A 5,100-nucleotide genomic window follows, 5' to 3' on the forward strand; every position below is an offset into this window, starting at 1 on the left:
GCCTTTGGCGTGCACAGCGAACATGATTTGAAGGAGCAAAGCGACGCACAAATCATAGTGAGTCGTTTCCCCTTTAGGGGCGAGGGTTGTTGTAGGGCGCCTCTAAATTATAGAAGGCGCCAGTTTGTATAAAACCTTAACAACCGCCCTGCGGGCGAGGAAATGCATTCCCCCCTTTGGTGTCTGGCGCCAGCACCTTCCCCCCACTTCGTGGTGGGACTATGGATGCTTAGCCATGGGGCCATGTCTCTACAGGAAAGCATAGAGCAATTTATTCTGTCCCCCGGATGGGGGAAAGTCCGGCAAAGCCGGATAAGGGGGAGCCGCGCAGCGGCTAATCACCAGAATGCTTACTATGCCATATGACACAGAAAGTAAATCCCGTAACGCTGACTTCATACTCATCGCCCGTAAGGGCGATACCACAACCCTCGGGCCCGCAGGGCCCGTCAAACTTAAGAACCTTTAGAACCCTCGGGGCGAAGCCCCGTCAACCTACCCCTCTGAACCCTCTGAACCCTTTGAACCCTCTGAACCCGGGCCGCTCTGCGGCCCCTAGCGCCCCCCTATCTGAGCCATCGCATGGCATCCTTCATGGCTGCCGGCAGGGCCTGGCCGAAGAGACGGTCCATGGCATCCCGGGTGACCAGCCAGGTGCGGCCGGATTTCCTTCGTTCTCCTTCTTCCATGCGGGCGGCGGCATGACCGGCGCCGGCAGCAGCGCTTCTGACGGTGCCGCTGTCCCGGTTCCAGATGCGGGCGGCTTCGATGGTGGAGAACACAAGGAGAAGGGGATTTAAGGCGAAAGGCGGCTTTTCCTCCGTGCTGCCCCGGTACACTCTTTCTGCAGCGCGGCGCAGAAGAAGCCAGGTATTTCCGGAATGGCGGACTTCGGAAAGAGAAAAGATCCCGTTTTCCCCTGCCCCTTCACAGTCGGCCTGCACCCTTTTGGCATCGGCGCCGTACAGGTTGGCCGCTTCCCTGGGGGTCACCACTTCTTCCAGGGGATCGAAAGGAAGACGGTACATATCCATATGCCCCAGGTCCGGTTCATAGGCGGAAGAGGAGATAATCCCAATGGCCCCTTCACCGGCGGCCAGAGCGCATCCTGCCGGCAGGCGGCGGCCGGAGAGATAGGCTCCGTAGGCGGCACGGGCTTTTGCAGCAGGCAGGGTGGTGGAAATGAAATCCACCGGTCCTTCGCTGACTGCAAGGCCCTCTCCTTCCGGTATGGCCGGCTTTCTGTCTAAAAGATACAAATGGGCTCCTTCCGTAAGGATCCATCCGCTTTGGGGAATGGTGCCGGTAAGAAAGGCACCGTAGCAGGCCTCTGCCTGCTCTTCATTTTCTGTATGTGCGTATATTCGAATCATAATACCTCGATGGACAAGCCCCTTTGGGGCTTGAGGGTTGACGGCCCGCTGGGCCGAAGGTTCTTAAGGGGCTAAAGTTTGACGCGCCTTTGGCGTGCACAGCGAACAGGGCGCCTCTAATTTATAGATGGCGCCCTTTTATAAAAAACCTTTACAACCGCCCTGCGGGCGAGGGAATGCAATCCCCCTTTGGTGGCTGGCGCCACCACCTTTCCCCCTCTTCGAGGTGGCACAATAACCCGTGCTTACTGTAGAGCCGCTTATGAAGAGAGGCCTCGCGGTGTTTTATTCTGCCCCCTGAACAGGGGGCAGTCCGGCGAAGCCGGATAGGGGGAGGCGAGCGCAGCGAGCCAATCCGCAGAATGCCTATCATGCCATATGATACAAAAAGTCAAATCCGTAACGCTGACTTTATAAGCATTGCCCACAGGGCAATCCGCAACCCTCGGGGCCAAAGGCCCCGTCAAACTTTAGAACCTTCCGGCCGTCAGGCCGGTCAATCCTGAGAACCTTTCCCATTTGAACCTTCACACCGAAGGTGTGTCCACAGCAGCCCCTTAGAGCGACGACATCATGCGGATGTGTCCGGCCAGCAGTTCTTTATTAATGTAAGCATGCACCTTTTCCATGGGGGAGCCTTCAGCAATGGTTTCCCGGTCTCTGCTGCCGGCGCCGTGACTCTGGACTTTACCGTCGTAGTCATAGCGGGTCATGGAAAGGGTTTGGATCCGTTTGTGAGGAACGTCCATGCGGACCTGGTAAATGACGGAGGAGAAGTTCTGGTCTTTCCAGGGGTAGGAAATGCGGATCCAGAAGGTGGCGTAGCCGTCTTTATAGGAAATGGTATTTTTTTCTACGTCATAGGTGCTTCCGTGGAAACGGACGCCTTCTTCTTTATAAATGACGAGCCACTGGGGATTGGTAAAACGGGGAAGGGGATTTTCCACGTAGTGGCTGTACAGGTTCATGCCGAAGGAATGGGGCACCAGGGCGCTCCAGTTCTGGGGATCGTCGCTGTAGGTGAAATCATTGGTGACGGCGCCTTTGGCATCCAGGGTTTTCATTTCCGTGACCCGGTAGGTCCTGTGGTTTTTGTCGAATTCAATATTGGAAATGGTGTCGCCCTCTTTGGCTTTGGATTTGATGGACAGGGAAGAACGAAGGCCGCTGTCTACGTAGGAATCCGTATCCACCAGAGTGGTATCGGAGTCCTGGAAGGGAATCCAGTTTTCCGCCAATGCGGTTTCCCCGCCCACCATAAGGCAGGCAGCAAGTATGGGTGCTAATAGTTTTTTCATAGATATCCTCCTCTTTGGTGAGCTGGTGTACTAGTGATCTAGTGATCTAGTGGGCTAGTGGGACAGTGGGACAGTGGAGGCCGCTATCCGCCGGGCTGTAGTCCCGAACGTGGGGAGACGTCAGACTGTCAGACATCAGACATACGGCATTCCCTAGAGGGGAGGCGCCTGTGGCGCCATTTTATCATGCGCCCGCAGGGCGCCACCACCCTCTGAATCCTGTGAACCTTTTTCCGCAACCTTTCTACACAACCTGCCGCCGATAGGCGGCCCCAACCTGCGGCGTCAGCCGCGCCCCCGTTCGCCCAAAGGGCGAAATTTCCGAACCCTCTGAACCCTTTGAACCCTCTGAACCCGGGACGCGCAGCGTCCCTATCATTTCAGACTTTTAATCACCCGTAAATCCTGGGGCGTCAGGAAGGGGGTGTAGGGTTTTCCCAGGTAGAGGGACAGGGTATCCACCAGACTTCTGATATGGGGTGCGTCTACGTGCATCATATCGGACAGATCCCGAAGGCTTCCCATGCCGCAGGGAAGGTCTTCGGAAAGGTAGCGGCCCTTGAGGTCCGCAGGTCCCATGACGGTTTTATAGGATTGATTTTCCGTAAGGGCGTCGTAGAGATTTTCCTTTTTCTCTCCCCAGGAGGCGTTAAGCACGTCCAGAAGGGAGGAAAGGGAAAGGCCCAGGGCTTTCCCTATGGCAATCCGTTCCCCGTCGCAGGCTTCCATGTAGGCAGCCACCTTTGGGGTAAGGGAATCACCGAAGAAATGGAATTTCTCTCCGTTTTCTATGCGGGTCATGTTGAAGAGGCAGGCTGTCACGTGGATGATGGGATTGGTGGCGGACAGGGAAGTGGAGGCAGGGGAAGCGACCCGGCTCACCTTGGGCGCCATCAGGTGCAGAAGGGTGCTCAGTTCTCCTTCTTCACCAAGGCAGGAATAGCCGATTTCTTCTTTCATGGCCTTGAATTCCAGGGTTTTATAATCGGAAGAGAGGCGGGCGATGAAGGGCATATTGGCAGTTTCCGCAATGGAAATGGACGGGGCATCCTGCTGTTTGGACAGAAGGCGGCAGGCCTTGATGGCGCCCCAGCAGCCGTTCATGAAAAGCAGGCACTGCCCGTCATGAAGGAAGGGGGCGATTTCTTCGACGACGCTCTCATGGTCTGTGGCGTGGGTGCATACCATGAGGATGTCCGCTTCCTCCACGGCCTTTTTCAAATCTGTGGTAAAGGGAACGTACAGGGATGTGTCGATTTTGCCTCTTACTGTGAGGGGAGACTGGTTCCAGCAGGCTGCTTTGATGCGGTTTCTCACATACACCTGACAGGGCACATTTTTCAGATTAAAATAAGCGGCTCCGGCCAGTGCGGTGCTTCCGGCGCCGATGATGGAAATATTCATGGTTCCTCCTACTAAATCCGGATCATTGATTCTCCGGATGGTCCCTTTTATTATACTATTAATAGGGCTGCCATGCTTTGAAAAAATTGGAAATGGTTCATCAAAAAAACACGTCTCCAGGGACGTGCTTTTTCTATATCAGTATACCTTCCAGATGGTCCATTTCGTGCTGGATGATTTCGGCAGTGAAGCCCTGGAACCGTTTTCTCTTTTTGTGGAAGTCTTCATCCTCATATTTCACTTCCACCCAGTCATAGCGCCGACAGGGACGCTTTCCGGCAAGGGAGAGACACCCTTCTTCCGTATCATAATATGTGAGGGAATGCATGGTGATGACTGGATTGTAGAGGAGAAGGAAACGTTTTTCATCCCGGATGGCGATGATGGCTTTGGAAGCGCCGATCATATTGGCTGCCAGACCCACGCAGGTGTCGCTATGGGCGGCCAGGGTGTCCAAAAGATCCCGGCCCGCCGCACGGTCCTTCCGGCTGGCCTTCTCGGCTTTCCGCTGGAGGAAGAGGATATCTTTGACAATGGGACGAATCATGAAAATGCTCCTTGAGTTTTGTGAAGAATCGGCGGGAAGCTGTATTCCCGAAGGTTGACACGCCTTATGGACAAGCCCCTTTGGAGCTTGAGGGTTCTAAAGTTTGACGGGGCTATCGCCCCGAGGGTTCTAAAGTTTGACGGGGCTATCGCCCCGAGGATTCTTAAGTTTGACAGCGGCTCTGCCGCTGAGGGTTGTTGTGGGCGCCTTACATTTATAGAAGGCGCCCTCTTATGATAAAACCTTGACAACCGGGCTTTCGCCCGAGGGAAAACAGACCGACCCCGCACCGCAGGCGTGGTTGTATGGTTTTCCACTGCAGAATGTTTATCATGCCATATGGCACTGAAAGTAAATCCCGTAACGCTGACTTCATACTCATCGCCCGTAAGGGCGATACCACAACCCTCGGCCTGAAAGGCCGTCAAACTTACGAACCCTCCGGCCCCTCAGGGCCGGTCCATCTTAAGAACCTTTC

General features: G+C 55.0%; 4 protein-coding genes. All 4 read right to left on the reverse strand.

Going from position 1 to position 5,100, the window contains the following annotated elements:
• Window positions 1-566: 566 nt before the first annotated feature.
• The 4 genes from HMPREF9453_RS10200 to HMPREF9453_RS10215 all read right to left on the reverse strand — a co-directional run bounded on the left by HMPREF9453_RS10200 (window position 567) and on the right by HMPREF9453_RS10215 (window position 4,622).
• Window positions 567-1,373: a helix-turn-helix domain-containing protein gene (locus tag HMPREF9453_RS10200; RefSeq protein ID WP_008860483.1), complete on the reverse strand. Its 807-nt coding sequence runs from the start codon at window positions 1,371-1,373 to the stop codon at window positions 567-569.
• A gap of 557 nt (window positions 1,374-1,930) precedes the next feature.
• Window positions 1,931-2,671: a hypothetical protein gene (locus HMPREF9453_RS10205; protein ID WP_008860484.1), complete on the reverse strand. Its 741-nt coding sequence runs from the start codon at window positions 2,669-2,671 to the stop codon at window positions 1,931-1,933.
• Window positions 2,672-3,046: 375 nt separating this feature from the next.
• Window positions 3,047-4,075 carry an NAD/NADP octopine/nopaline dehydrogenase family protein gene (locus tag HMPREF9453_RS10210; protein WP_008860485.1) on the reverse strand — a complete coding sequence of 343 codons (1,029 nt, stop codon included), beginning with the start codon at window positions 4,073-4,075 and terminating at the stop codon, window positions 3,047-3,049.
• 133 nt (window positions 4,076-4,208) lie between these two features.
• Window positions 4,209-4,622, reverse strand: a complete 414-nt coding sequence (locus HMPREF9453_RS10215) for a peptide deformylase (protein WP_008860486.1) — start codon at window positions 4,620-4,622, stop codon at window positions 4,209-4,211.
• Window positions 4,623-5,100 lie beyond the last annotated feature (478 nt).

It is taken from the genome of Dialister succinatiphilus YIT 11850, from assembly GCF_000242435.1.
Classification (GTDB): domain Bacteria; phylum Bacillota; class Negativicutes; order Veillonellales; family Dialisteraceae; genus Dialister; species Dialister succinatiphilus.

What these genes read in the sequence shown, in the direction of transcription:
- HMPREF9453_RS10200 (WP_008860483.1), bottom strand. Translation starts at nt 1,373, where the DNA reads ATGATTCGAATATACGCACATACAGAAAATGAAGAGCAGGCAGAGGCC.
- HMPREF9453_RS10205 (WP_008860484.1), bottom strand. Translation starts at nt 2,671, where the DNA reads ATGAAAAAACTATTAGCACCCATACTTGCTGCCTGCCTTATGGTGGGC.
- HMPREF9453_RS10210 (WP_008860485.1), bottom strand. Translation starts at nt 4,075, where the DNA reads ATGAATATTTCCATCATCGGCGCCGGAAGCACCGCACTGGCCGGAGCC.
- HMPREF9453_RS10215 (WP_008860486.1), bottom strand. Translation starts at nt 4,622, where the DNA reads ATGATTCGTCCCATTGTCAAAGATATCCTCTTCCTCCAGCGGAAAGCC.